Source organism: Bordetella sp. N, from assembly GCF_001433395.1.
Taxonomy (GTDB): Bacteria; Pseudomonadota; Gammaproteobacteria; order Burkholderiales; family Burkholderiaceae_B; genus Bordetella_C.
Genome location: NZ_CP013111.1, coordinates 6,819,992 through 6,846,307, shown reverse-complemented (window position 1 = coordinate 6,846,307; position 26,316 = coordinate 6,819,992). Strand labels below are relative to the sequence as shown.

At 67.2% G+C, this 26,316-nt stretch carries 23 protein-coding genes; 12 read left to right on the top strand and 11 right to left on the bottom strand.

Features of this window, described 5'->3' with window-relative positions; all coding sequences use genetic code 11:
* Positions 1-118: 118 nt before the first annotated feature.
* Positions 119-994, top strand: coding sequence for a MoxR family ATPase (locus tag ASB57_RS29505; protein ID WP_057655634.1), 876 nt, complete (start codon positions 119-121; stop codon positions 992-994).
* An 11-nt stretch (positions 995-1,005) separates the two neighbouring features.
* Positions 1,006-2,178: a VWA domain-containing protein gene (locus ASB57_RS29500; protein ID WP_057655633.1), complete on the top strand. Its 1,173-nt coding sequence runs from the start codon at positions 1,006-1,008 to the stop codon at positions 2,176-2,178.
* Positions 2,179-2,181: 3 nt separating this feature from the next.
* Here ASB57_RS29500 and ASB57_RS29495 read toward each other — a convergent pair whose 3' ends face one another.
* The 3 genes from ASB57_RS29495 to ASB57_RS29485 form a co-directional block, all read right to left on the bottom strand.
* Positions 2,182-2,703, bottom strand: coding sequence for a GNAT family N-acetyltransferase (locus ASB57_RS29495; RefSeq protein WP_057655631.1), 522 nt, complete (start codon positions 2,701-2,703; stop codon positions 2,182-2,184).
* A gap of 7 nt (positions 2,704-2,710) precedes the next feature.
* Complete coding sequence (locus ASB57_RS31250) at positions 2,711-3,541, bottom strand: hypothetical protein (RefSeq protein ID WP_156414316.1); 831 nt, start codon at positions 3,539-3,541, stop codon at positions 2,711-2,713.
* Between the two features lie 90 nt (positions 3,542-3,631).
* Positions 3,632-3,997 (bottom strand): hypothetical protein, encoded by a 366-nt coding sequence (locus ASB57_RS29485; protein ID WP_057655625.1) that lies wholly within the window; start codon positions 3,995-3,997, stop codon positions 3,632-3,634.
* 520 nt (positions 3,998-4,517) lie between these two features.
* Here ASB57_RS29485 and ASB57_RS29480 point away from each other — a divergent pair.
* Complete coding sequence (locus ASB57_RS29480) at positions 4,518-7,286, top strand: pitrilysin family protein (RefSeq protein ID WP_057655624.1); 2,769 nt, start codon at positions 4,518-4,520, stop codon at positions 7,284-7,286.
* Between the two features lie 166 nt (positions 7,287-7,452).
* Positions 7,453-8,883 (top strand): pitrilysin family protein, encoded by a 1,431-nt coding sequence (locus ASB57_RS29475; RefSeq protein ID WP_057655622.1) that lies wholly within the window; start codon positions 7,453-7,455, stop codon positions 8,881-8,883.
* On the opposite strand, the gene ASB57_RS29470 is transcribed toward ASB57_RS29475, so the two are convergent.
* Entirely contained in the window at positions 8,862-9,776 is a 915-nt protein-coding gene (locus ASB57_RS29470) for a LysR family transcriptional regulator (RefSeq protein ID WP_057655619.1), read from the bottom strand. The two genes, ASB57_RS29475 and ASB57_RS29470, sit on opposite strands and share 22 nt — an antisense overlap.
* Before the next feature lie 340 nt (positions 9,777-10,116).
* On the opposite strand from ASB57_RS29470, the gene ASB57_RS29465 reads away from it, so the two are divergent.
* Positions 10,117-11,118, top strand: a complete 1,002-nt coding sequence (locus tag ASB57_RS29465) for a tripartite tricarboxylate transporter substrate binding protein (RefSeq protein WP_057655618.1) — start codon at positions 10,117-10,119, stop codon at positions 11,116-11,118.
* A 74-nt stretch (positions 11,119-11,192) separates the two neighbouring features.
* On the opposite strand, the gene ASB57_RS29460 is transcribed toward ASB57_RS29465, so the two are convergent.
* The 6 genes from ASB57_RS29460 to ASB57_RS29435 all read right to left on the bottom strand — a co-directional run bounded on the left by ASB57_RS29460 (position 11,193) and on the right by ASB57_RS29435 (position 18,734).
* Entirely contained in the window at positions 11,193-13,511 is a 2,319-nt protein-coding gene (locus ASB57_RS29460; protein WP_369822769.1) for a molybdopterin cofactor-binding domain-containing protein, read from the bottom strand.
* Complete coding sequence (locus ASB57_RS29455) at positions 13,508-14,068, bottom strand: (2Fe-2S)-binding protein (RefSeq protein ID WP_082621933.1); 561 nt, start codon at positions 14,066-14,068, stop codon at positions 13,508-13,510. Before ASB57_RS29455 ends, ASB57_RS29460 begins: the two co-directional genes overlap by 4 nt.
* Positions 14,065-15,513, bottom strand: coding sequence for a cytochrome c (locus ASB57_RS29450; protein ID WP_082621932.1), 1,449 nt, complete (start codon positions 15,511-15,513; stop codon positions 14,065-14,067). The genes ASB57_RS29455 and ASB57_RS29450 overlap by 4 nt, the downstream gene beginning before the upstream one ends.
* 163 nt (positions 15,514-15,676) lie before the next feature.
* Complete coding sequence (locus tag ASB57_RS29445) at positions 15,677-16,531, bottom strand: citryl-CoA lyase (protein WP_057655616.1); 855 nt, start codon at positions 16,529-16,531, stop codon at positions 15,677-15,679.
* Complete coding sequence (locus tag ASB57_RS29440; RefSeq protein WP_057655614.1) at positions 16,528-17,727, bottom strand: CaiB/BaiF CoA-transferase family protein; 1,200 nt, start codon at positions 17,725-17,727, stop codon at positions 16,528-16,530. Before ASB57_RS29440 ends, ASB57_RS29445 begins: the two co-directional genes overlap by 4 nt.
* 17 nt (positions 17,728-17,744) lie before the next feature.
* Complete coding sequence (locus ASB57_RS29435; RefSeq protein ID WP_057655613.1) at positions 17,745-18,734, bottom strand: tripartite tricarboxylate transporter substrate binding protein; 990 nt, start codon at positions 18,732-18,734, stop codon at positions 17,745-17,747.
* A gap of 134 nt (positions 18,735-18,868) precedes the next feature.
* Between ASB57_RS29435 and ASB57_RS29430 the strand changes: the two genes are divergently transcribed.
* A complete protein-coding gene (locus tag ASB57_RS29430; RefSeq protein WP_057655610.1) occupies positions 18,869-19,597 on the top strand; it encodes an IclR family transcriptional regulator in 729 nt (242 codons plus the stop codon).
* Here the strand turns inward: ASB57_RS29430 and ASB57_RS29425 are convergent.
* A complete protein-coding gene (locus tag ASB57_RS29425) occupies positions 19,557-20,540 on the bottom strand; it encodes a LysR family transcriptional regulator (RefSeq protein WP_231755290.1) in 984 nt (327 codons plus the stop codon). The genes ASB57_RS29430 and ASB57_RS29425 overlap by 41 nt on opposite strands.
* 91 nt (positions 20,541-20,631) lie before the next feature.
* On the opposite strand from ASB57_RS29425, the gene ASB57_RS29420 reads away from it, so the two are divergent.
* The 6 genes from ASB57_RS29420 (at position 20,632) to ASB57_RS29395 (ending at position 26,219) form a co-directional block, all read left to right on the top strand.
* On the top strand, positions 20,632-21,681 hold the full coding sequence (locus tag ASB57_RS29420; RefSeq protein WP_057655608.1) for an NADP(H)-dependent aldo-keto reductase: 1,050 nt from the start codon (positions 20,632-20,634) through the stop codon (positions 21,679-21,681).
* A gap of 145 nt (positions 21,682-21,826) precedes the next feature.
* Positions 21,827-22,681, top strand: coding sequence for a sulfurtransferase (locus tag ASB57_RS29415; RefSeq protein WP_057655607.1), 855 nt, complete (start codon positions 21,827-21,829; stop codon positions 22,679-22,681).
* Positions 22,682-22,694: 13 nt separating this feature from the next.
* Positions 22,695-23,645: an aliphatic sulfonate ABC transporter substrate-binding protein gene (locus tag ASB57_RS29410; RefSeq protein WP_057655605.1), complete on the top strand. Its 951-nt coding sequence runs from the start codon at positions 22,695-22,697 to the stop codon at positions 23,643-23,645.
* Positions 23,642-24,391 carry an ABC transporter permease gene (locus tag ASB57_RS29405; protein ID WP_057655604.1) on the top strand — a complete coding sequence of 250 codons (750 nt, stop codon included), beginning with the start codon at positions 23,642-23,644 and terminating at the stop codon, positions 24,389-24,391. The genes ASB57_RS29410 and ASB57_RS29405 overlap by 4 nt, the downstream gene beginning before the upstream one ends.
* A complete protein-coding gene (locus tag ASB57_RS29400) occupies positions 24,388-25,143 on the top strand; it encodes an ABC transporter ATP-binding protein (protein ID WP_082621930.1) in 756 nt (251 codons plus the stop codon). Before ASB57_RS29405 ends, ASB57_RS29400 begins: the two co-directional genes overlap by 4 nt.
* Positions 25,140-26,219, top strand: a complete 1,080-nt coding sequence (locus ASB57_RS29395) for an LLM class flavin-dependent oxidoreductase (protein ID WP_057655602.1) — start codon at positions 25,140-25,142, stop codon at positions 26,217-26,219. Before ASB57_RS29400 ends, ASB57_RS29395 begins: the two co-directional genes overlap by 4 nt.
* Positions 26,220-26,316 lie beyond the last annotated feature (97 nt).

Sequence of the window (26,316 nt, the reverse complement as noted above, 5' to 3'; positions counted from 1 at the left end):
GCGAGGACTTCACGCCAGCCCTCCAGCCGGACGCAAAATCCCAGCGATTGTACGATAATTGCCCGATCGACCACGCATGGGCGACGCCCCGTGCCCTGCCCGTGGAGGCTTTAGTTTTATGTCCGCAGCACAACCCGCCGCTCCCGCCGCCCGCTTCGACGGTACTGAACGCTACGTAGCCACCGATGACCTCAAACTTGCCGTCAACGCCGCGCTGACCCTGCAACGACCGCTCCTGATCAAGGGCGAACCGGGTACCGGCAAGACCATGCTGGCCGAAGAAGTGGCGGCCGCGCTAGGCCGGCCCCTGCTGCAGTGGCACATCAAATCCACCACCAAGGCGCACCAGGGTTTATACGAATACGATGCCGTGTCGCGTCTGCGCGACTCGCAACTGGGCGACGAGAAAGTGCGGGACATCCGCAACTACATCGTCGAAGGCGTGTTGTGGCAGGCCTTCGAAGCCGACGAGCCGGTGGTGCTGCTGATCGACGAAATCGACAAGGCGGACATCGAGTTCCCCAATGACCTGCTGCGCGAACTCGACCGCATGGAATTCCATGTGTACGAGACCCGCCAGACCATACGCGCGCGCCACCGGCCGCTGGTGATCATCACCTCGAACAACGAGAAAGACCTGCCGGACGCTTTCCTGCGCCGCTGCTTCTTTCACTACATCCGCTTCCCGGACCGCGACACCATGCGCGACATCGTGGCGGTGCACTATCCCGAACTCAAGCAGGACGTCCTGCGCGCTGCCCTGGACACGTTCTTTTCCTTGCGCGAGGCGCCGGGGCTGAAGAAGAAGCCGTCGACGTCGGAACTGCTCGACTGGCTGCGGCTGCTGCTGGCCGAGGACGTGCCGGCGGGCGAGATCGAGGCTCATGCCGCCACCGCGGTGCCGCTGATGGCCGGCGCCCTGCTGAAAAACGAGCAGGACATGCAGCTGCTGGAGCGTCTGGCGGCGATGACGCGCACCGGCACGCGGCGCTGACGGGCGGCGCCATGCTGACCGACTTCTTCTATCATCTGCGGGCGCACAAGCTGCCCGTGTCGGTGCAGGAATACCTGACCCTGCTGAACGCCCTGCGCCACGACGTGATGGCGCCCACGCTGGAGGATTTCTACTTCCTGGCGCGCACCGCGCTGGTCAAGGACGAAACGCTCTACGACCGCTACGACCAGGCTTTCGGCGCCTACTACAAGGGCATCGAGGCGGCCCTGCCGGCCGGCAAGGAAATCCCCCTGGACTGGCTGATCAAGCAGTTCGAACGCTCGCTGACACCCGAGCAGAAAGCCGCCATCGAGAAACACGGCTGGGACAAGCTGATGGAGTTGTTCCGGGAACGGCTGGAAGAACAGAAAGGCCGCCACGCCGGCGGCAATCGCTGGATAGGCACCGGCGGCACGTCGGCCTTCGGTAACGGCGGCTATCACCCGGAAGGCATCCGCGTGGGCGGGGAATCGGCCGGCAATCGCACCGCCGTCAAGGTCTGGGACATGCGCCAGTTCCGCGACTACGACGACCGGCTGGAACTGGGCACGCGCAATTTCAAGGTGGCGCTGCGCCGCTTGCGCCGCTTCGCGCGGCAGGGCGCGGACCTGGAACTGGACCTGGACGACACCATCGCCAGCACCGCGCGCAACGCCGGGCATCTGGACATACGGCTGGTGCCCGAGCGCCACAACACCGTCAAGGTGCTGATGCTGCTGGACGTGGGGGGCAGCATGGACGACCACATCGCGCGGGTCGAGGAGCTGTTCTCGGCGGCGCGCAGCGAGTTCCGTAATCTGGATGTCTACTACTTCCACAACTGCCCCTACGACAGCCTGTGGCAGAGCGCGCGCCGACGCAGCAATGAACGCTTCGATACGTGGGACATCCTGCGCAAGTACAACGCGGATTGGCGCCTGATCATCGTCGGCGACGCCACCATGAGTCCCTACGAGATCCTGCAGCCCGGCGGATCGGTGGAATACGCCAACAAGGAAGCCGGCGCGGTGTGGATGCAGCGCTTGCTGGACGCGTGGCCGAAAGCGGCGTGGCTCAATCCCGAGCCCACGGCGTCCTGGACTTACCGGCAGTCCATCGCGCTGCTGCGCGACATCATGCACGACCGTATGTACCCGGTGACCGTGGCCGGCCTTGAGCAGGCCATGCGGATGCTGTCGAAATAGGGCTCAGCCGTCGACGGGCTGGCCGGGCGTTTCCAGACGCAGCTGGTAGAAAACCAGGTCCAGCCAGCGGCCGAACTTGAAGCCCGCCTGCGGGATCTCGCCGGCCCGCTTGAAGCCCAGCTTTTCGTGCAAGGCGCAGCTGACCGTGTTGGAAGCATCGATGGCGCCCACCACGACGTGATAGTCCTGCTGGCGCGCCCGCTCCACGATGGCGCGCAGCAGGGCCTCGCCCAGGCCCTGGCCGCGGAAACGCTGGTCGACGTAGACCGAGTGTTCCACCGAATATTTGAAGGCAGGGAAAGGCCGGAACGGCCCGTAGCTGGCGAAACCCATCAGCACGCCGTTCTCGTCCTCGAAGCCGACCACCGGATAGTTACCCTTGCGCTTGGCGTCGAACCAGGCCTGCATCGACGCGTCGGTGCGAGCCTGGTAGTCATACAGCGCGGTGGAGGTGAGGATGGCGTGATTGAAGATCGCCAGGATGGCGCCGGCGTGGCGCTCATAGGTGCAATCAACCGCGATCATGCGAAGCTCAGTCCGGTTCCTTGGGCGCCGCCATCACTTCGGATTCCAGGCGGCCGCGCGGAAAGGCCGTACCGGCCTGCGGCACCACTTCGGTGACCATGGTGCGTTCGCTGTCCGCGACGAAGAAGCGGATCTGCTTCATGCCGGCCTGATTGGCCAGCGTGACGATGCTGTTCAGTTCGGCCAGGCTCATGCTGGCGTCCACCAGCACCGCCACCGGCGTCATGGGGCCACGCGCCTTGTCCTTGGCGACCGTGCCCAGCGCCATGGCCAGCTGGCGGCCATCCAGGCGGGTGCTGTCCTCGCCCACCGAGAACTGGGGCTGCTGCGCGCCCTTGGCCGGCGGGAACACGTCGACCACGACCGGGCCGCGCGTCACGTTCTTGGAAGCATCGGCGGCCGCGGCGGGCTTGTCGCCTTCCTTGGCGGGTTCTTTGGCCGCATCCTTATCGGCGGGCTTGGCCGCTTCCTTGGGAGCGTCCTTCGTTGCGTCCTTGGCCGCGTCCTTCGGTGCCTCCTTGGCAGCGTCCTTGGGCGCTTCCTTGGCGGCATCCTTCGGCGCTTCCTTCGCCGCGGGCTTGGCCGCTTCCTTCGGCGCTTCCTTGGCCGCCGGCTTGGGTGCTTCCTTGGCCGGCGCCTTGGCGGGAGCCGCCTCCTTGGCGGGGGCGGCGTCCTTGGCAGGCGTGGCGTCCTTGGCAGGAGCGCTGTCTTGCGCGGGTTGGGTTTGCGCCGGCGGGTTTTGCGCGGGCTGGTTCGCCGTGGGCGCCTGAGCCTGCGCGACGAGCGCATTCAGACCAAGCCCACAGCCCAGCAAGATGGAGAGGATATTTCCAGTCATGGCGCGCGGCGCCGGCGTCTTCTTCAGCACTTCTCGAATTCCCAGGAGGCGTTCATTCAGCCGCCGACGGCACACCCGCGACGGCCCGACCTAGGAATATACCCGGCCGGAACGGAATCGTCCGAAAGATTCCGGACATTGTCGCCAATCAATCTCGTCACCGTCCATGTCCAGATCGAACACTCTGGCATAAGCGGGCCGCGCTCGCGGGGTTTTGGCCTCCCCTTCCATCTCCAGGACGTGGCCCGAAAACCCGCAAGGGACGCCGCTGCCCTCGGCGCAATAGCGCGCCTCGGTCAGATCGACGACATAGGTGGTTTGATCATGGGTCAGGATGGCGACGTACTTGCCGTCATCGCTGGCATAGGCATAGCGAAAGGTACCCTTTAGCCGTTCATTGGGCAGCTCGCTGCCCGCCAGATGCGACAGGGCACGAGTCACGATATCGGTCAGCATGATGCTTCCTCCATGGCCGGCCCCCGCCGGCCGCATGCGGCACGTTCAAGCCTCCCGTCCCAGGTCGCGGCCGCTGCCGCGAAATGAAACGAACGCCGACCCTTCATAGAGGCGGGAGGAATGGTTGTAGCGATGCGATTGGCTGCTGTGTCGCTCCGCGCGCTGAGCCGGCGTGGGGCGAACCGCGCGACGAATTGACCTGGAGGCCTGAATTTGTCCGCGCGGCTACTGTTACCGCCAGATTACTCCCGGCCCCTGGCCGAAGCCAAGGCCGGCCCCCCTGCGCGGCCGTAGCGCGGAGCACGCAATTCCGATGCGCGATCGTCCCGCATTCAGCCCCCTATCAGCCGCTTTTTGCCGCCAAATGGACTACATCCCGAATGCGCCGCGGAGAAGGCGTGCTCGTCACTATAAAAAACCGCTTTCTCAACGGAAAAATTTGTTACAGGATTGCCGGGCTGAACTTCACCCCACGTATACACTCCAACAACTTCGTCCACTCCGCGGGATTAAAAGATTCATGCGCCTTTACCTTCCCTCACTGTCGCGCCAGTTGAAAGCCCTGCTTTTCTCTTCCTTCATCGCTTTCCAGGCCGGCGCGGCCACCGTACCGGATGGCGTCACTGAGACCAGCTCGGTCGAGGGAATTTCCGAATTCCGCCTGGGCAACGGTTTGCGCGTGCTGCTGGCGCCGGACGATTCCAAGCCCACCACCACGGTCAACATGACCTATCTGGTGGGCTCGCGGATGGAAAACTACGGCGAAACCGGCATGGCCCACCTGCTGGAACACATGCTGTTCAAGGGCACGCCCACCACGCGCAATGCCTTGGGCGAGTTCAATCGCCGCGGCCTGCAGGCCAACGGCAGCACGTCGTCGGACCGCACCAACTATTTCGCCAGCTTCGCCGCCAACCCCGACACCCTCAAGTGGTACCTGGGCTGGCAGGCCGATGCCATGGTCAACTCGCTGATCGCCCGCGCCGACCTGGACACCGAGATGCCGGTGGTGCGCAACGAGATGGAACGGGGCGAGAACTCGCCCTTCAACATCCTCATGCAGAAGATGCAAGGCGTCGCCTACCAGTGGCACAGCTACGGCAAGGTGACCATCGGCGCCCGCTCCGACGTGGAGAACGTCGATATCGAGCAACTGCGCGCCTTCTATCACCAGTATTACCAGCCCGATAACGCGGTACTGATCGTGGCCGGCAAGTTCGACCCCGCCAGCACGCTGCAGGCCATCAGCGAAACCCTGGGCAAGCTGCCCAAGCCCACGCGCACGCTGCGCCGCGAATACACTGTCGAACCCGTGCAGGACGGCGAGCGTTCCGTCACCCTGCGCCGCGTCGGCGGCACGCCCCTGGTGGCCGCGATGTATCACATCCCCGCCGCCGGCAACCCGGACTTCGCGCCGCTGGACCTGGCCAGCACCATCCTGTCTTCCGAGCCGTCCGGCCGCCTGTACCATGACCTGGTCGCGCGCAAGCTGGCCGCCGGCACCTTCGGCTTCACCATGGACCAGCTCGATCCCGGCATCGCCATGTTCGGCGCCCAGCTGGAGCCGTCCATGAACCAGGACGTGGCCATGAAGACGCTGACCACGACCCTGGAGTCGATCAAGCAGAAGCCCTTCACGCAGGCCGAACTGGACCGCGCCCGCAGCCGCTGGCTGATCGATTGGGATCGCACCTACTCCGACCCCGAACGCATCGGCGTGGCCTTGTCCGAAGCCATCGCGTCTGGCGACTGGCGTCTGTTCTTCCTGGAACGCGACCGCGTGCGCGCGGCCAAGCTGCCCGACGTCCAACGCGTCGCGGAGCAATATTTCCTGCGCAGCAACCGCATCGAAGGCCGCTACATTCCCACCACGGCCCCCGAGCGCGCGCCCGCCACCACGCGCGCCGATCTGACCGATGTCCTCAAGGACTACAAGGGCGACACCACCAACGCCCAGGCTGCCGCCTTCGACGCGTCGCCCGCCAACATCAACAAGCAGACCTTGCGCCGCACCTTGGACCTGCCCAACGGCAAGGTCGACCTGGCGCTGCTGTCCAAGCCCACGCGCGGTCACCGGGTCCATGCCAAGCTGCTGCTGCAGTTCGGCAATGAGCAGACCCTGAAGGGCCAGCGCACCGTGGCGGACGCAGTGGCCGACCTGCTCACGCGCGGTACCGACAAGCTCAGCCGCCAGGCCATCGACGACCGCTTCGACCAGCTCAAGGCGGACGTCAGTTTCAGCGGCTCGGGCACCAATCTGTCGGTCGTGATCTCCACCACGCGGGAAAACCTGCCGGCGGCGGTCAGCCTGGCGCTGGAAGTCGTCCGCGGCGCCAACTTCCCCAAGGATCAGGTCGAGGAATATAAGACCCAGGTCACCACCGCCATCCAGAATGCCCTGACCGAACCGCGCTCGCTCGCGCTGCGCACCCTGGCGCGCCATGACAATCCGTGGCCCAAGGACGACATCCGCTACGTGCCGACCTTCGACGAGTCGCTGGCGTCGGTGCGCGGCCTGAACCGCGACCTGCTGGTGCGCTTCCACAAGAAGTTCTACGGCACCGGCACCATCGCGTTCTCCGCGGTTGGCGACTTCGATGCCGATGCCGTGCAGGCAGCGCTGAAGAAGAGCCTGGCGGGCTGGCAGCGCGGCGCGCCCTACACGCGCATCCCGTCGCCCTACCGCGCCGTGCCGGCCAAGGACTACACCATCGAGACGCCGGACAAGGCCAACGCCTACTTCGCCGCCTGGCTGCCCCTGAAGGTGCAGGACACGGCGTCGGACTACCCCGCGCTGTTCCTGGCCAACTACCTGCTGGGTTCGTCCGGTTCGTCGCGCCTGTGGGACCGCATCCGCGAAAAGGACGGCCTGTCCTATGACGTGGGCAGTACCCTCGACGTATCGTCCTTCGAGCCGCAAGGCAGCTGGACCATGCGCGCCATCTACGCGCCGCAGAACCGCGACCGCCTGCAGCAGGCGCTGTACGACGAGACCACCCGGGTGCTGAAGGACGGCTTCACCGCCGAGGAACTGAAGGACGGCGTCAACTCCCTGCACAACTACTTCCGCCTGGCTTATTCGCAGGACGGCGTGGTGGCGGATACGTGGATCCGCTACATCCGGCGCAACCGCGACTTCACCTGGGTCGCGGACATGGACCGCAAGATCGGCGCGCTGACCCTGGAGCAGGTCAACGAAGCCGCGCGCAAGTACTTCGACCAGGCCGCGTTCACCACCGTCTACGCGGGCGACTTCGCCAAGTACAAGGGCAAGGACGACAAGAAGTAGGTCTTATCCCCTGCGCCAGTCGCATCAACCAAGCCATGGGCCGCGCGAGCGGCCCATGGCTTTTTTAATCTAATTAAAAAAAGTAGCGAAAAAGGGGAACGCTCGCCGCCGGTCCGCCCACACACCTGCCGCGCCCTTACTTACAACAACCGTGGGATCTTCACCTATGCGTTCCGTGCTTTCGGCCCTGTCGCGCCGACCCGCCCTTTTCCTTGTCCTGTGGTGCCTGGGTTGCGGGACGGGCGCGGCCGGTACGCCGAACGGCTACACCAGGATCATCGCGGCGGAAGGCGTTACCGAGTACCGGCTCGACAACGGCTTGCGCGTGCTGCTGGCGCCCGACGATGCGCGCGTCCTCACGGCCGTCGACATGACCTACCGGGTGGGCTCGCGCAATGAGCACCTGGGCCAGAGCGGCCTGTCGCACCTGCTGGAACACCTGGTCCTCAAGGGGACGATCACGCAGCCGGACAGCGCGGATGCATTCCAGCGCCGCGGCATGAGCGTGAAGGCCAGCACGTCGGCGGATCGCACCCATTACGTCGCCACCTTCGTGGCGGCGCCCGACAAGCTGGCCTGGAATCTGGCGTGGCATGCCGACGCGATGCGCCATACGGGTTTGACGCGCGCCGATGTGGACGCGACGCTGCCGAACTTGTTCCAGGAGCTGGAGGCTCGGGAGAACACGCCCGAGCGGGTGTTGCGGCAGAAGATGCGCGGCGCCGCCTTCCATTGGCACAGCTATGGCAACGATCCGATGGGAACGCGCGCGGATCTCGCCAATGTCCGCATCGACCACCTGCAAGCCTACTATCGCGAGTATTACCAACCCGACAACGCCGTGTTGACCATCGCCGGCAGGTTCGACGTCGACAGCACGCTGGCCGCCATCGTCGCCACGCTGGGCAAGGTGCCCCGTCCAAGCCGTAATCTGCCGACGGAATACGGCGTCGAGCCGCTGCAGGACGGCAGCCACTCCCTGACCCTGCGGCGGGTGGGCGGCAATCCGCTGGTGGCAACGATGTACCACGTGCCCGCCACGCCCAGCCGTGACCACACCTTGTTGCTGCTGGCCGCCGACATGCTTGCCACGGGCGGCGCCAACCGCCTGCAGGGCGAGCTGGTGGGCCAGGGGCTGGCGGCGCTGATCAGCAGCATGGCGCTGGGCTGGCGCGACTATGGCTTGATCGAATTCCGCGCCGCGCTCCGGCCCGCCATGGATACCGAGAGCGTGCAGCACATCCTTAACCGCACCGTGGAATCGATACGCCAGTATCCCTTTACGCCGGAGGAACTGAACCTGGCGCGGCGGCGTTGGCTGGAAAGCTGGAACCGGACGTCGACCGATCCGCGGGCGCTGACGGAAGCCTTGTCCAAGGCCAGCGTGCATGGGGACTGGCGGCTGATCTTCCTGGAACGGGACCGCGTGCGCGACGCGACCCTGGCGGACGTCCAGCGCGTGGCGGAACAGTATCTGGTCCGGGCCAACCGCAACCAGGGGCGCTACATTCCTACCGCCCTGCCCGAGCCGCAGTCGTCCAGCGCGCCTGTGAACCTGGAACCGGAGCTGAAGCGTTACGACGCGGACGTCGAGTGACTGGCCGGCTCCGGCGCGGGCATGCGGGCGATGCAATCCAGCAGGGCCAGCACCGCTGGATTGTCCTGGGGAGTGCGCCAGGCCAGGTACATGTCGGCGCGCAACGTGCAGTCCGCGATGGCGGTGAAATGGACGCCGTCCATTTGCAGTTCGCGGGCGGATGCCGGCACGATGCCCATGCCCAGGCCGGCGCGGACCAAGGCCAGCAAGGTATGCGTCTGGCTGGCGTGCTGGACCACGTCCGGGCGCACGCCGGCCTGGCCGAGCGCGGCGGCGATGCGTTCATGGAAGTACTTGCCTTCGTTGGGTGAGTAGGAGATGAAGGGCTGGCCGTCGAGTGCTTGCAAGGAGACGCTCTTGAGCCTGGCCAGGGGCCAGCCGCGCGGCACCGCCAGCATCAGGGGCTCGCGTTCGAGCAGGCGGTGGCCCAGGCCTTCCGGCCGGGGCAGGTGGCGGACCAGCACCAGGTCCAGTTCGCCGGCCACCAGGTGGCGGCCCAGGTCGCTGGAGACCATCTCCCGTAATTGGATGTCGACGTCGGGGAGCTCACGACGGGCCTGGGTGACGATGGCCGGCATCAGGCGGTAGGCCGCCACGGCGGTGAAGCCCAGGGTGACGTGGCCGGCCGCGCCGGTGGCCGTGCGGCGGGCCTGCAGGGCGGCGTGGGTGGAGAACTCCAGCAGGTGGCGGGCGTCACGCAGGAAGCTGCGGCCGGCGGCGGTCAGGGTGACGACCCGGCTGCTGCGTTCGAACAGGCTGACACCCAGGTCGCGTTCCAGCATTTGCACCTGGCGGCTGAGGGGGGGCTGGGTCATGCGGAGGCGGGTGGCGGCGCGGCCGAAGTGCAGTTCTTCCGCGACGGCCACGAAGCACTCCAGCTGTCTCAGCTCCACGTTTTGTCTCCCATCGATTTAATTTTTGTATTGATCTTTGCTATTTATAGCTGGATGAGGGAGGGCTGTCGATTCGTTCCTATACTGGGTTCGGAGGAAAAGGGGGCTCCGCCCCCTTCACCCCCGCGGCGGGGCGGGATGCGGGTTCCCCGCCTGGAAGTGAAGGGGGGAGCCCCCCCTTCCCCCCGCTGGGGCTGGAGCAAAGGAGCGGCGCCTGTTCCCCGGGAATCGGGGTGAAGGGGCACAGCCCCCCATCCCACACCGGATCGGGGTGAAGGGGCGCAGCCCCTTCGTTCCAGACCAATCAATACCTAAATTATTCAAATAAAGGTGCGAGACGATGGAGACAATCGATAAAGGGCGCAGGCGCCTGATGGGCGCGGCGCTGACGGCGCCGGTGCTGGCCGCGGGGCTGCATCCGCTCACCGCGTTGGCGGCGGATGCCTACCCGGCGCGGCCGATCAGCCTGCTGGTGCCATTCTCACCAGGCGGCGGGACGGATATCTCCGCCCGCCTGCTGGCCGCGGCATTAGGCCCCCAACTGAACGGCGCGTCCGTGGTGGTCGACAACCGCCCGGGCGCCGGCGGGCAGATCGCCGCCGACCTGGTGGCGCGCTCCAACAACGACGGCTACACCCTGCTGTTCGCCAACTCCGGCATGCTGGCCGTCAATCCCTGGCTGTACAAGCTGCACAGCGATCCGGCCACGTCCTTCGCGCCCGTCTCCATGTTCTCGGACCTGCCATTCGCCCTGGTGGTCTCGCCTCAACTGGCGGCCCGCAACGTGCAGGAACTGGTCGAACTGATCCGCAAGGACCCCGGCAAGCACACCTTCGCCAGCTCGGGCACCGGCGGCGCGCCGCACCTGGCCGGCGAAATCTTCCAGCAAGCCACCGGCACGCAGCTGACGCACGTCCCCTACAAGGGCGGCGGCCCGGCCATGACTGACCTGATGGCAGGCCGCGTCGACATGCTGTTCGCATCCATCCTGGAAACGGTCACCTATGTGCAGGCCGGCAAGCTGCGCGCCCTGGCCGTCACCGGGCCGACCCGCTCTCCCGCCATGCCCGACGTCCCCACCCTGGACGAAGCCGGCGTGCACAAGGCGCAGACAGGGTCATGGACAGCAGTGCTGGCCCCGGCCGGCACCCCGCCCGCGGTGGTGGACAAGCTGTCCGAAGCCATCCGCCGCGTGGCCGACAGCGCCGATGTGAAGAAGAAGCTTGAAGCGCAGGGCGCGGTGGCCCACGGCTCGACGCCAGCCGAGCTGGCCAGGATCGCCGCCAGCGAACGAGCCCGCTACGGCGACATCATCAAGGCCCGCAACCTGCACGTGGACTGAGTCGCGACACGCCGCAACACGCCGTGCTGCGTGAAACCGGATCCCTGCAGGGATCCGGTTGCATAGCGTGGCGCCTACGCCGCCCCTTCCCGCAACCGTGCCGCATTCAAGGGCGTATCCCGCATGCGCCGGCCCAGGGTATCGGCCAGCGCGTTGGCCAACGCCGCCGACGCCGGCCCCTGCGAGGCCTCGCCCGCGCCCAGGAAAGCCTGACCCGGCTGATCGATCAGGTGCACCTCCACCTTGGCCGGCACCCCGGAAAAACGCAGGATGGGATAGGTGCTCCAGTCGTAGCTGGTGACGCGCCGCTGGTCGAAGCGCAATTGTTCATGCAGGGTCCAGCTGAAGGACTGCAGGATGCCGCCCTCGACCTGGTTGCGCACGCCATCCGGATTGACGATCTGGCCGCAATCCACCGCCGCGACCACGCGATGCACCCGTACCGCGCCGCTTTCCCGCTGCACTTCCAGTTCCACCGCCAAGGCCATATAGGCCATCAGGTTCTTGTACTGCGCGAAGGCGAAGCCCACGCCATGTCCCGGCGCGCGCGGCAACGGGTCGGTGCCCGGCCAGCCGAACTGCCGCGCCGCCAGCTCCACCACGGCCCGCGCCCGAGGCTCCTTCAAATGGCGCAGCCGAAACTGCACGGGATCGGTCCCGGCCGCCTGCGCCAGTTCGTCCATGAAGCTTTCGGTGGTGAAGATGTTCATGTATGCGCCCAACGAGCGCATCGCCGACACCCGCAGCGGCATATCGGGCAGGAAATGATGCCGCACGCGCATCCTGGGCAGGTCGTAGAGCGGAATGCTGTTGCGGTCGCCGCCGCCTTCGGGCATGGGAATAGGCTTGGGCGGTGCCGGCGTGAACGGTTGCGCCAGGGCCCACGTCGGCATCAGGCGGCCGGCGTTGTCGATGCGCTGGTTGTGTGAATTGCTCCACACCTGGTAATCCCAATCGACGATGTGGCCGCCAGTGTCCAGGGTCGCCGTCACGTCCGTGACCATGGCCGGCCCGGACGGCTCCCACGTATGTTCCTGCTCGCGCATCCATTGCACCCGCACCGGCTGGCCCGGCACGGCGCGCGCGATCAGGGCGGCGTCGGCGGCCACGTCATCGGCGCCGTTGTGGCCGTAGCAGCCCGCGCCTTCCACATGGATGCAGCGCACCTGTTCGGGCGGCAGGCCCAGCATCTCGGCCAGGCCGCCGCGCAAGGGGAAGACGCCCTGCGTGTGGGTCCACACGGTAAGGTGACCGTCGCTGAATTGCGCCAGCGCGCAAGAGGGGCCGATCGAACCGTGGGTCAGGTAGGGCTTGGTGTAGCGGGCCGTCAAGGTGCGGCCCGTCGGCGCGGGGCCGTCGCGCTTGTCCGTCACCAGGATCTCGCGCGCCGGCAGGCGCATCAGATAGGCATGGATATCGCTGGCCGGCGGCAGGCTGGCGGATTCCTCCCAGCGCGCGGCGGCGGCCAGGGCGCGCATCGCCACGATGGCCTGCCATTCGTCGCGCGCCACCACGGCCAGGTAATTGCCGTCGCGCACCACTGTCACGACGCCAGGCAAGGCACGTACCGCCGCGTCGTCCAAGGCGATCAGGCGCGCGCCATAGGACGGCTGGCGCACGACGCGCGCGTGCAGCATGCCGGGCAGGCGCATGTCCTGCACATAGCTGGCGCCGCCGGCCACCTTGCCGGGAATATCGACGCGCGGCAGCGACGAGCCGATCACCTGAAACTGGCGCGGGTCCTTCAAGGGCGACACGGGCGCCGCGGTACGGTGCAGGTCCAGTCCATCGACAACGGCGCCGTAGCCCAGCTTGCGGCCGCTGCCGGTCACCACCTGGCCGTTCTCCGTGCGCAGGGTCTCGCGCGCCACGTTCATCTGGACGGCGGCCGCCTGCAACAGCAGCTCGCGCACCTGCGCCGCCGCGTTGAGAATGGCGGTGCCGCTGTCGGCCAGGGAATGGCTGCCCGCCGTGTAGCCTTCATTGGGCGTGCGCGCCGTATCCGCGGTGATCAAGGTGATGGCCGTCGGCGCCAGGTCCAGCTGCTCCGCGGCGATCTGGATGAAGGCCGTGCGCACGCCGGTGCCCAGTTCGGCCTTGCCCGTGCAGACGGTCACCCGGCCGGTCGACTCCAGGCGTATCCAGGCGTCCAGCATCGGGGTGCTGTTGAGGCTGCCGGGCAGCTTGGCCGGGGCGCTGGGCGCGGGTGACGGCGTGGCAGGCGCGGCGGCTGCCTTGCCTTTGGCCCGGCCCACGGCCTGCGCCAGCGCGCCGGCCGGCAACAGCGAAAAGCCGACGGTGATGGCGCCCGTGATGGCGCTCGATGCCAGCAGGCGCCGGCGGTCCAGGTCGATTCGTTCGGTGCCGACCATGCTCTTTAGCGTCCGCTTCATGGCCGTTTCTTCCGCGTATGGGAGACCGCGCCGGTAGGCGTCTGCTCGACCAGTTCGGCCGGCCGCAGCGACGACAGATGTTGCTTGCCGCCGGCTTGCGCCCGCATGCCTTCGGCCGCGTCGACGACCGCGGCAACGATGCGCATATGCGTGCCGCAACGGCACAGATTGGGTTCCATGTGCGCGACCACCTCGGCCCGCGTGGGCGAAGCATTGCGTTCCAGCAATGCCTGGGCGCGCATGATCATGCCGGCTATGCAATACCCGCATTGCGCGGCTTGGTGATCGATGAAGGACTGCTGCAGCGGACCGGGATGCTGGGGCGTCCCCAGGCCCTCGACCGTGCGCACCGGCCGCGCGCCGACCGCGGCCAGCGGCACTTGGCAGGAGAACATCGGCGCATCGCCGACGATGACGGTACACGCGCCGCACTGGCCCAGGCCGCAGCCGTACTTGGCGCCGTTGAGTTCCAGCTGGTTGCGCAATACATAAAGCAGAGGCGTGGCCGGATCGATATCCAGCTCGTGCGCCTTGCCGTTGACGGTCAACGTGATCATGGCTGATGAGCCTCCTTGCCCTGCGTCTTGCCTTGGCCCTTGGAGGTCGCGGGCGGCGGTGTCGTGGGTGCCTGCTCCTTCACCGGCGCGGCGGCACTGGCCGTTTCCTTGCGTACGGCGGCGACGGCGTTTTGCAAACCTGGCCACGGCGCGCGCTGCGCGACCTGGACGCGCATGTAATCCAGCACCTGCGCGATCTGCGCATCGTCCAGCACGGCGCCGAAGGCCGGCATATAAGGCATGGCGGCGCTGCCTTCCTGAGGAATGCCATGCAGCACAAGATTGATGGCGTTGCGGGGATCGTCGGCGGTCGCGGCCCGGCTCTGCGCCAGTGACGGCCGGCCGCCGATGCGCATCATCGGCGCCCCCTGGTCGTGGCAGGCCGCACAGGTGGAAGTGAACAGCGTCGCGCCCAGGGTGGTTTGCTGTCGCGCCGTCGACGCGGGCTGCGCCTGAGCCGGCGGGGCCGGCGGGGCAACGGCCTGGCCGGACGCCCCCTGTCCTTGCGGGCCGTCAGCCTTGGCCGCCGTGGCCTTGGACGCAGCGTGCCCGGCACCGGGCAGGTCCAGCAGATAGACCGCCATGGATCGCACATCGGCTTCGGGCACGTTGGCCAGTTGCCGCACCACGTCCCGCATGGGCCCGGCCGCCGCGCCATGCTCACTGGCCAGACCCGTGCGCAGATAGGAGGTCAACTGGTCCACGGTCCAGGGCGACGCGCCTTGGGTCAGCGCATTCAAGGCCGGCGCGTCCCAACCGTCGATCACCGCGCCGGCGTAATCGCGCCCGCTGGCCGGCGCGCCCAGCGCATTGAGCGGCGTATGACAGGCCGCGCAGTGTCCCGCGCCTTCCACCAGGTAGCGCCCGCGCAACCACGCTTCGCTACGGCCTGCCTCCACGGGCAGCGGCCCGTCCGGCAGGTACAGCAGATTCCACGCCGCCAGCAGCGGCCGGATGGAATAGGGAAACGCCAGCTCGTTGTCGGGCGGCTTGGTCGCCACCGGCGTGCGTGTCATCAGGTAGGCGTACAAGTCCTGCACGTCCTGATCGGACAGATGGGTGAAGTGGGGATAGGGAAATGCCGGATAAAGCAAGGTGCCGTCACGCGACACACCCGTGCGCAGCGCGCGGTCGAATGCCGGCAGGGACCAGCGGCCGATGCCGCTGTCGGGGTCCGGCGTGATGTTGCTGCTGTAGAGCGTGCCGAAGGGTGTACGCAACGGTGCGCCGCCGGCATAGACCGGCCCGCCGCGCGCGGTATGACAGGAGATACAGTCGCCCGCCGCCGCCACGCGCAGGCCGCGATCGATGGCGGCGCGATTGAAGGAGGATGCCGGCGGCGGCGCGATTTCCGCGATGCCGCCGCGCCAGGCCGTTACGCCCAGCGCCACGATACCTGCCACCACCACGCCGGCCAACGTCGCCGCGATAGTCTTGCCTCGCATTCAGGCCTCCGAAACCCTTGTTTCGCGAAACTGTAACGTTGCGACGCTGACAGATGATTTAAAACGCGGGCCGCGCTACGCCCGCTTACAGCTCTTCAAGATGGGCTCACCGAGTCGACGCCGGCGGCTGGCTGCGCGCCCCGTGGACCAGGGCGCTCCCAGCTTACTCCTGCGGCACATCGCGCGGCGGGTGGCCGTCATACACAGGAATGTACTGCCGCGGGATCGGCCCCTTGTTGCGGCCGCCCTGGTTGGTCTGCTCCCACGCATGAGCAAGGATGCCCACCGACCGCGAAAGGCAAAACAAACCGCGCGCCAAAGGCGCCGGAAAGCCCAGTTCCGCATAGATCACCGCGGTGGCGCCGTCGATGTTCATCGGTATGCCCTTGCCCTTACGGGCCGCCAGCTCGGCTTCGATCGCGCGGGCGATCACCGCGTACCGGCCTGACACGGCGCCGGCCGCCGCGGCTTCGTCCACCAGTTGCAGCAGACGCGGCGCGCGCGGATCCAGATGGTGGAAGCGATGGCCGAAGCCCGACACGAACTTGCCATGCAGGTCGATGAAGGCATCCAGCCCAGCCCGTACCGCCTCGTCCTGGCTGGCGCCGGCATCGATGCGCGCGGCCACGTCCTGGTACAGCTCGACGGCCTGTTCACCGGCGCCGCCATGGACATCGCCCAGCACGTTGACGGCCGACGCCATGGCATTGTTCAAGCCCACGCCGCAGGTCGCCGCCATGCGCGCGATGGCGATGCTGGGCGCTTGCGGACCATGGTCGACAGCAGCCATCAGCGCCGCTTCCAGCAATTTGCCCTGGCGCTCCGACGGCAGTTCGCCACGCAGCATCAGCCAGGCCATCTGGGCAAAGCCGATATTGCCGATCAGGTCTTGTATGGCGTAACCGTGGTAACGGATCGAGCCCGGCTTCATGTCGATGATGGACGTATGCCACCACTGCCGGCTGGCCTGGCCCGCGTCATGATCCACCGGGGCTTGAACGGATTCCTTATTGCTCATATCGCTCGCTCCTCTTTCAGGCTGCGGATCTGCTCGGCGTCATAGCCGAGCTCGCGCAGCAATTCTTCACTGTGTTGTCCCAGTTGCGGCGGCGGTGTATCGACCGACGGCGCGTCCCCATCCAGCTTGAAACCCGTGCGCACCACCCGCACGTCGCGGCCCACGCCAGGCACGTCCGGGAAAGTAGCCACCATCCCGCGGTCAGCGACCTGCGGATGGGCCAGTGCCTGTTCGACGCTGTAGACCGGTCCGGTCGGCACGCCGGCCTCTGTCAGCAAGGGCCACCACTCCAGCGCGGACCGCGCCGCCAGGGCCTGTTCGACCTCGGCCTTCAACGCATCCCGATGGCGCAAGCGGGCCTGCCGTTCAGCATAGTCAGGATGCGCGATCAGGTCCTCGCGTCCCACGACCCGGCACAGGGCTTCGAATTGCTCCTGCTTGTTGGCCGCGATGTTCAGCAGGCCATCGCCCGTGCGGAAAGTGCCGGACGGGCTGGCGGTGACGTTGTCGTTACCCATGGGTGTCGGCGTGCGCCCCGCCACCAGGTAGTTGGACACCGCCCAGCCCATGGTGGCCATGGTGGCCTCCAGCATGGAGACATCGATGAAGCGCGCGCTGTCACGCTCGCGCTCAGCCAGGGCCGCCGCCACCGCGAACGCCGCCGTCATGCCGCCGATGGTGTCGGCGATGGGATAGCCCACGCGGTAAGGCGCCGTCTCCGGCGCGCCGGTGATGCTCATCACACCGGACATGCCCTGCACGATCTGGTCATAGGCCGGATAGTCGCGCAGCGGCCCCTGCTGGCCAAAGCCGGAAATGGCGCAGTACACCAGTCGCGGCTGGTGCTGGCGCAGCACCTCGAAACCCACGCCCAGGCGGTCCATCACGCCGGGACGGAAATTCTCCACCACCACGTCGGCCTCGGCCACCAGGCGCAGGAACACTTCCTGGCCGCGCGCATGCTTCAAGTTCACGGTGATGGAGCGCTTGCCGGCGTTTTGCGCCAGGAAGGAAACCCCCATCAGGCCGCGGTTCAAGTCGGCATCGGCGCCCAGCTGGCGCGCCAGGTCGCCGGTCCCGGGCGTTTCCACCTTGATGACGTCGGCGCCCATATGCGCCAGCTGATGGCAGCAGAACGGCCCCGCCAGCACATTGGTAAGGTCCAGCACACGGATGCCGTGCAAAGGCTTGGACATGAATGATTCCTCTTGGTTTATTCCATCTTCGCGCCCGAGGCGCGTACCGAATCGCCCCAGCGCTTGTATTCCGACTTCAGGAAGGTGGCGAAATCTTCAGGCGTGCCGCCGATCGGGGTGCTGCCTTCCGCGGCGAAGCGTTCGATGGTCAGCGGCTTTTTCAAGGCTTCGTTGACCACCGCGTTGATGCGCTGGACGGCCTCGGCCGGCGTACCGGTGGGCGCCACCAGGCCTTTCCAGTCGCGCGCGTCGAAATCCGCATAGCCCTGTTCGGCGATGGCGGGCGTGTCGGGCAAGGCCTTCAGGCGATCCTTGGACGTCACCGCCAGCGGACGCAGCTTGCCGCTGGCGATCAGCGGCAGCACCGTGGCGGGGGTCGCGAAATAGATGTCGACCTGGCCACCGATCATATTGGACACGGCGGTCGACGCGCCCGGATGCGGCACGTGCAGGAACTTGACGCCGGCGGCCTGCATGAACATGGCGCCAGCCAGATGGCCGACGGTACCGATGCCGGCCGACGCCATGGTGATGGCTTCCGGCTTGGCCTTGGCCGCCTTCACCACGTCCTCCAGGGACTTGTACTGGCTGGTGGCGCTGACCACCAGCACCACCGGCTGGCCGGCGACCAGCACGATGGGGACGAAGTCCTTGAGCGAGTCATAGGGCATCTTGGGATACAGCGACGGATTGATGGCCAGGTTGGACGTCTGGCCCATGCCTATCGTCAGTCCGTCGGCCTTGGCGCGCGACAGCAGGCCCAGGCCGATATTGCCGCCGGCGCCCGAGCGGTTCTCCACCACGATGTTCCAGCCCGTGGCCTGGCCGACGAACTGCGCGATCAGGCGCGACGCGGCATCGGTGCCGCCGCCCGGCGGGAAGGGCACGATCATGGTGATGGGCCCCGAGGGGTACTTCGCGTCGGCGGCGCGGGCCAGGCCCGGCAAGGTGAAGCCAGCGGCAGCGGCAGCCATGCCGGCGAGCAGAACGCGGCGTTGATGGTCCATGTTGTCTCCTTGGATGATCTGGACGAATCGGCGGTGGATGTTGTTCAGCCTTGCACCAGCTGATTTCATTAGATAGAATACCGTTCTATCTATGATGACCGGCGCCGAATGCCGCTGTCAAGCGAGGCCCCGCCATGCCCAGAAAATCCGCCACGCCTTCCCTGGCCGACGAGAACGCCGCCGCCGGCGGTGTCGCCGCCGTCGATCGCGCCTTGTCCCTGCTGAATGCGTTCTCCGCTTCGCTGCCGCAACCGGATCTGTCGGAGCTGGCCGAGCACACGCGTTTGCACAAGAGCACCGTGCTGCGCCTGATGGCGTCGCTCGAACATGCGCATCTGGTCCACCGGCGCACGGACGGGCGCTATGCCCTGGGTCCGGGCATCGCCCGGCTGCACCAGGTCTACTCGGCCTCGTTCTCCCTGGCGTCGGTGGTGATGCCCGCCTTGCGCGAGCTGGTCGGCATCACCCAGGAAAGCGCGGCCCTGCACGTCCGCCAGGGCGATCAACGCCTGTGCCTGCATCGAGTCGATTCCCCGCGGCCCGTGCGCGATCACACGCGCGCGGGTGACCTGCTGCCCCTGGATCGGGGCGCGGGGGGGCGCATTCTTTCGGCCTATGGCGGCGGCACGGACGCGATTCATGCGCGCGTCCGGCATGAGCAGGTGGTGGTGCTGGTGGGCGATCGCCTGCCCGAACTGGCGGGCATCGCCGCGCCGGTGTTCGGTGCCGATGGCGAGTTCGTCGGCTCCATCACCTTGACCATGCCCGCGGAGCGTTTCGACGCGGCGTATCAACTGCCCGTCAAGCAGGCCGCGCGCGCGCTTACCGCCGCCTTGGGCGGGACGTATCCGCAGCCGGAATAGCCGGCGCGGCCTCGATCGCCCGCAGCACTTCCCGCAAGGCGCGGGTCATCGGCTTGTCCTGACGCAGCACCAGCGCCAGGCCGCGCCGCAAGGGCGCCTCGGTGGCATGGCAATGCCACCGATCCCCTTGCGCGGCATCCCTGCCACTAGCCTTGGCACGGGCCACCGCCATGGCCGGCACCAGGCTGCTGCCCAGGCCCGCGGCCACCATCTCCTTGATGGCCTCGATGCTGCCCAGCTCCATCACCGGGCGCGCCGTCACGCCGTCCTGCGCGAACCAATGGTCGATCAGGCGCCGCGTATTGGCCTCGCTCTGGAACAGGATCAAGGGCGTGCGCGCCAGCGCCGCCGGCGTCACCGGCCCGGGTGGCAGCATGCCGGCGGGCGCGATCGCCACGAAGTCCTCTTGCAGCACCGGCAGCACGGTCAGCGCGCGGCCCGCGGCCGGCAGCGTCACCAACGCCAGGTCCAGCCGGTTGCCGATCACGTCCGCGACGAAATCATCGGTATTGCCCGTGCTTACCGCCACGGTCAGTTCCGGGAAGCCGTGCCGCAACCGTTCGAGGATGGGCGGTAGAAAATGGATGCAGGCGGTGGCGCCCGCGCCCAGACGGATGCGGCCGGCGACCTGCGTGCCATGGCGTGCCACGGCTTCCAGCGCGGCATCGACGGCCGCCGCGATGCGGTCCCGATGCGCCAGCAATTCCATGCCGGCCGCGGTGGGCGTGGCACGGCGGCCGACGCGTTCGACCAGCCGCACGCCGCAGCGGCGCTCCAATTGCTTGACCTGCGCGCTGATGGCCGGCTGCGAGATGCCCAGGCGGTCGGCCGCCGCCGAAAAACTGCCCAGCTCGATGACCAGCGCATAGGCCTGCATATGGCCCAGGTTCAGATCGGTCATGGTTCCCTTGGTGTATTCATGGTCCGCGCGAAGACGCGTCATGGCGTGGACTTATACCTCGGCATTATCCTCAAGTTCAGGCACGGGGAGTAAGATCGCCGTCTAAGCACGCCCACTAATCCGGAGCACTTCCTTGAAATACCGCAAACTCGGCAATACCGATTTGAACGTCAGCCTGATCGGTCTGGGGACCATGACCTGGGGCGAACAGAATTCCGAAGCTGAAGCGCATGAACAGCTGGACTACGCCCTGGCGCATGGCGTGACCCTGGTCGATACCGCCGAGATGTACCCGGTGCCGCCCAAGGCGGAAACTCAAGGCCGCACCGAAAGCTATATCGGCACCTGGCTGGCCCGTACCGGCCGCCGCAAAGACATCATTCTGGCCAGCAAGTGCGCTGGCCCGGCGCGCGATCCCAAGCGGCCCGGCCATATCCGCGACGGCAAGACCTTCTTCGACCGCAAGAACCTCACCGCCGCGCTGGACGCCAGCCTGAAGCGCCTGCAGACGGACTATCTGGACCTGTATCAGCTGCACTGGCCCGATCGCACCACCAATACCTTCGGCGTGCCCTACTACCCGTGGGTGCAGGACGAACACACCGTCCCCATCGCCGAGACGCTGGACGTCCTGCAAGACTTCGTCAAACAAGGCAAGGTCCGCCACATCGGCGTGTCCAATGAAACGCCGTGGGGCGTGGCGCAATTCCTCAAGCATGCGGAGCAAGGCAATCTACCGCGCATCGTGTCTATTCAGAATCCCTACAGCCTGCTGAACCGCCAGTATGAAAACGGCCTGTCGGAATTCAGCCACCATGAAGGCGTGGGCCTGTTGGCCTACTCGCCCCTGGCCATGGGCATGCTGACCGGCAAGTATCTGGACGGCGCCCGTCCCGCCAACGCCCGCCTGTCGATCTTCACCCGCTTCACGCGCTACAGCAACCCGCAGTCGGAAGCCGCCACGGTCGAATACTGCAAGCTGGCGCGGGAACACGGCCTGACGCCGACGCAACTGGCCCTGGCCTTCATCAATACCCGGCCCTTCACCACCAGCAACCTGATCGGCGCCACCAACCTCGATCAGCTGAAGGAAAACATCGACAGCGCCGAAGTGGAGTTCAGTGCCGAACTCCTGAAGGCCGTCGACGCGATCCACGCGCGCTGGACCAACCCGGCGCCGTAAGACGCATGCGGGCGCCCTGCCTGGGTGCCCGCACGCGCTTATTTGTGTTCGCGTCTATACAAACAAGAAATCCATCGTTCGCCTGACCCCGTGGTCTCGTTAGCATGAAAGGCCCAGCCCTTTATTCCAACGAGGCCACGCTATCTTGGGCGACACCCACACTCCGCCGGCGCGCTGGCGCGAAGGCACGCTTACCGTGCCCGCGCTGCGAGAACTTGCCGCGCATACCGCGCTGAACCTGATCGAGGTCCGTTCGCACGCGTCGGACGCGGCCCCACTCGCCCAAGGCGCTACACCGGTCTTCTGGAAAGACCTGCTATGGCTGCCGGACATCCGTGATTTCGCCGACGAGGCGCTGTTGCGCCAGCGCCTGCGGGCCCTCGGTCTGGACGCGGACCGCCCCACCATCCTCTACGGCGATCACTGTCAATACGGTTTCTACGCCCGCTGGGCGCTACGCCACGCCGGCTTGCGGCCAGTCTTCGTGCTGGAGCAGCCGGAAGCCTTGACCGAGGCCTTGCCTGCCGCGGCGGGCGCGCTGCCTGCCGCCGCCATAGAGAGCGGCCCCGCGCCGCGGCGCGCCTTGCGCCAGGACGTCCTGGAAGCCATCGGGCAAGACCGTGTGCAGATCGTCGACGCGCGGTCTCGTGAAGAGTACGACGGCTGGCGCGTCAGCCCGCCCGGCAACGACGACCATGGGGCCGAGCGCGCCGGCCACGTCCCCGGCGCCCGCAACCTGCATTATCTGGACTTGCTCGATGCGCACGGCCGCCTGCGGCCCGATGAAGAACTGCGCGCGCGCGTCGAAGCCGCGGGGCTGCGCGCCGACCGGCCGGTGATCGCCTATTGCCGCCTGTCGCACCGCGCCAGCCTGCTGACCTTCGTGCTGCAGGAAAGACTCGGCTTCGCCGACGTGCGCCTGTACGACGGCTCCTGGACCGAATGGGGCAGCACCGTCGGGTCGCCCATCGCTCACCACCGCCCCTCCCCTACTCTTTGAACACCGTCCTGCCATGTCTCATTCCAAGCTGATCCAAGCGGTCGGCGCCGCGATTCTGGCGCTGACCGCCTTCACCGCGTCGGCCGCCGACGTCACCCTGCGTATCGGCTATCTGCGCACCCAGGGCTATATCGCCGATTTCCCGCTGGCCAACGTCGCCATCCCTGGGGTCAAGCTTGAGCTGGTTCCGCTCGAAACCGGCAACGACGCGCTGGAAGCCGTCAATGCCGGCGCGGTCGACATCGGCGAAACCGGTGAAGTGCAGCCCATCTTCGCGCAAGCGGGAAAGCGGCCCATCCGCGTCATAGCCGCCACCGCGCCGCAGGAAAAGGCCACCGCCCTGCTGGTGCGCAAGGATGCCCCCATCAAGACCGTGGCCGACCTCAAGGGCAAGAGGATCGCGTTCGTACAGGGCACCAACAGCCACTGGCTGCTGATCCAGCTGCTCGCCACCGCGGGCCTGAAGCAGGCCGACATCCAGCCCGTCCTGCTGGGGCCCGCGGACTCCATCACGGCCCTGGCCAACGGCAAGATCGACGCCACCATCACCACCGCGCCCACCATACAGATCATCGAAGCGCAGGGCGGCCGCGTGCTCGCGGACGGCCGCGGGCTGGTCAACAGCTCGCTCTACTACCTTGCCACCACGCGCACCATCGCGGGTGAAAAGCGCGCGGCGCTGGATGCCTTCGTCAGGGCCCTGAACCAGCACCTTGCGTGGATCCAGCAGAACCTCGACCAGCGCGCCACCTGGCTGGCGCCCAAGTACGGCATCCCGCGCGACATCGTGCGGGCCGCCTCCGACGTCATGGTGCCCACGCTGGCGCCGGTGGGCGACGGCAAGCTGGCCGCCTACACGCAGCGTATCGCCGACGCCTTCGCCGACCAGAAACTCATCCCCACGCATCTCGATACCCGGGAAGAGTTCGATGGGAGCTTCGACCGCAACCTTGCCACCCCATGACCGGCCAACTGCGCCGCTTCGCCGTCCCGGTCCTGCTACTGGCGGCCTGGCAACTGGCCGGGTCGCTGGACTGGATAGACGCCACCCAGCTCGGCTCGCCCTGGCAGACCATGCTGGCATTCGGCCAGATGCAGCATGACCAGGTGCTGCTGCCTTCGCTGGGCATCTCCCTGGCGCGCGCGGCCATCGGCCTGGTGCTGGGGGGCGGGCTGGGCCTGCTGCTGGGCGTGGCCGTGGGACTGACCCGGGGCGCCGAGACGCTGCTGGATGCCACCTTGCAGATGCTGCGCACCTTGCCGCACCTGGCCCTGGTGCCTCTGTTCCTGATCTGGTTCGGCATCGGCGAGGAAGCCAAAGTCGCGCTCGTGGCCCTGGGCAGTTTCTTTCCGCTGTACCTGAACACGTTCAAGGCGATCCGCGGCATCGATCCGCGCCTGCTGGAGCTGGCGCGGATCCAGTCGCTGACGCGCCTGCAACTGCTGCGCGAGATCGTCCTGCCCGGTGCCCTGCCGGGCATACTCGTGGGCCTGCGCCTGTCCCTGGGCGCCGCATGGATCAGCCTGATCGTGGCCGAGCAGGTCAATGCCAATTCAGGCATCGGCTTTCTGACGATGCAGGCGCGCACTTTTGGACAGACCGATATCATCATGGCCTGCCTGGTGATCTATGCCCTGGTGGGGCTGTTCGCCGACCTGCTCGTCCGCTACGCGGAAAAGCGCAGCGCCGCCTGGCAGGTTGCGGCATGACGCGCGCCGTGCTGCACGCGGTGACCGCCGCTCCCGCCACCGCCCCTGCCGCCCCGCCGACGCGGCCCGTGGCCTGGCTCCACAAGGTGAGCCGAAATTTCGACGGGCGCGCGGTGCTCCAGGATGTTTCGCTCGACCTCAACGAAGGCGAATTCATCGCCCTCATCGGCAAGAGCGGCTCCGGCAAATCCACGCTGCTGCGCATACTCAGCGGCCTGGACGGCCAGGCGCAAGGCCACATCGAAGCAGCGCCACGCACGGGTTATGTATTCCAGGACGCCCGGCTGGTGCCTTGGAAACGCGTGTGGGAGAACATCACCCTGGGCGTGGCCGCCGGCCGCACTGCCCGGCGCGCCATGGCCGTCGACCTGCTGCGCGAGGTCGGCCTTGAGGATCGCGTCGATGCCTATCCCGCCACCTTGTCCGGCGGCCAGGCGCAACGTTGCGCCTTGTGCCGCGCCCTGTTGCGCGAGCCGCGCCTGCTGCTGCTGGACGAGCCCTTCGGCGCGCTCGACGCGCTGACGCGCATGCAGATGCAGACGCTGGTGGCCGGACTGTGGGCGCGACATCGCATGGCCGCCCTGCTGGTCACGCACGACGTCGAGGAAGCGCTGCTGCTGGCGGATCGCGTCCTGGTGCTGGACCAGGGCCGCATCGTCTCCAGCCTGACGGTCACCTTGCCCCGTCCGCGCAGCCGCACCCTGCCCGCGCTGCAAGTGCTGCGCGAACGACTTCTACAGGAATTCACATGACCCAACCCTCCCTGCATGCGCCCCGGGAGATCCGCTATGGCATCTGGGCACCGCATCGCGGTCATTGGGTCGCGCCCGCCCATGAGCCGGTGACCGCCCCCTTTGCCCTGGCGCGCGACGTGGTGCTCAGCGCCGAGCGCAGCGGCTATGCCACCGCGCTGTTCGCCCAGCACACGATCAATCCGGCCGGCCAGGACGCCGAGGTTCTGGACGCATGGACCGCGGCTGCGGCGGCCGCCGCCGTGACGTCGACCATCGAAATCATCGCCGCGGTCAAGCCGCGCCTCTACCATCCCGCCGTGCTGGCGAAGATGGCGCTGGGCATCGAGGACATCAGCGCGGGGCGCTTCGCCATCAACCTGGTCAGCGCCTGGTACAAGCCGGAGCTCGAACAGTCCGGCATCGGCTTCCCGCCCCATGACGAGCGTTATGCCTACAGTGCCGAATGGATCGCGGTGGCAAAGTCCCTGATGGAAGGCGCCACCGTCAATCACGCCGGACCCGCTTTCCACTTGCAGGACTTCTCTCTGCGCACCACGCGCCATGGCCGTCAGCGGCCTTATATTTACGCCGGCGGCGAATCGGAGCCGGGCCGCCAGCTGGCCGCCGCTCACGCCGACTGCTGGCTGGTCAACGGCCGCCCGGTCGAGGACCTGCGGCCCATGCTGGCCGACCTGGCGTCCCGGCCTCGCGACGGCGCGCCACTGCAATTCGGCACGACCGGCTTCGCCCTGGTGCGCGAGACCGAGGCCGAAGCCCAGGCCGAACTGGCTCACTGGCTGGCCGTGCAGGACGGCGCCAACGACACGGTGCGCCGCCAGTCGGGCCACATCGATCCCGAAGCACGCACCATCCACTACGTCAAACAGTACAAGGAAGGCCGCTTGATCGGCGCCAACGGCGGGACCATACCCGGCCTGGTCGGCAGCTACGACCAGGTCGCGGAACGTATCGCCGGCTTCCATCGGGCGGGCATCGGCACCTTCCTGCTGTCCTTCTTCCCCATGATCGCGGAGCAGGAACGCTTCGCCGCCGAAATCTTCCCGCGCGTGCGCGCCCTGACCGGCACCGTCTGACGGTGCCCTGACACCACCCCCTGCCCTGGTGCATTTCCAAATGGGCATTGAGTATTTAAGCGCCCGGCCGCCGCCGTTTAGAGTGTCATGCACCATC